General features: G+C 44.8%; 1 protein-coding gene. It reads left to right on the top strand.

The features are described 5' to 3' along the window. Positions 1 to 649: ABC transporter permease (locus AB4623_RS23615; protein WP_372147478.1), on the top strand; the 649-nt coding region annotated here is incomplete at its 5' end. Positions 650 to 681: the final 32 nt, after the last annotated feature.

Below are 681 nucleotides of genomic sequence, written 5' to 3'. Positions count from 1 at the left end.
GCCGATTTACCTTGGTGGTTTATGGACAACGGCTTGGATGGTTTGCGTTGCTTTGATCATTGGCTTATTCGTCGCCATACCACTAGCTATCGCTCGTAACAGTCCAAATATGCTGATTAATGCTCCGGCTTGGTCATTCATCTATTTCTTCCGTGGTACGCCATTATTGGTGCAGTTGTACCTGATTTACTACGGAATGGATCAGTTCTTCCCTGTAAAAGATACACTATGGGAAAATGCATGGTTTTGTGCTTTGGTGGCATTCATCCTTAACACATCGGCATACACAGCTGAAATCATTCGCGGTGCGATTAACGGCTTACCAAAAGGTGAAGTTGAAGCAGCAAAAGCGTATGGCATGAGCACACCTAAGACATACCGACGTATCATTCTGCCAAGTGCATTACGTCGTGCATTACCGGCTTACAGTAACGAAGTTATCTTTATGCTTCACGGCTCTGCGGTAGCTGGTATCGTAACCATTATGGATCTAACCGGTGCAGCTCGTTTGGTTAACTCTCGTTACTATGCCCCATTCGAGTCTTTCCTAACGGCAGGTCTGTTCTACATGGCACTAACGTTCATCATCATCGCGATTTTCAAATTCGCAGAGAAGCGTTTCCTTGCTTATCTAAGACCCCTTAGCTAATTGCATTTTACATAGTTAACAAAACGGCGCTC

The organism is Vibrio sp. 10N.222.52.C12, assembly GCF_041474215.1.
Lineage (GTDB): Bacteria > Pseudomonadota > Gammaproteobacteria > Enterobacterales > Vibrionaceae > Vibrio > Vibrio crassostreae_C.
The sequence above is the reverse complement of the archived record's forward strand: the minus strand, read 5'-3'. Positions and strand labels throughout refer to the sequence as shown.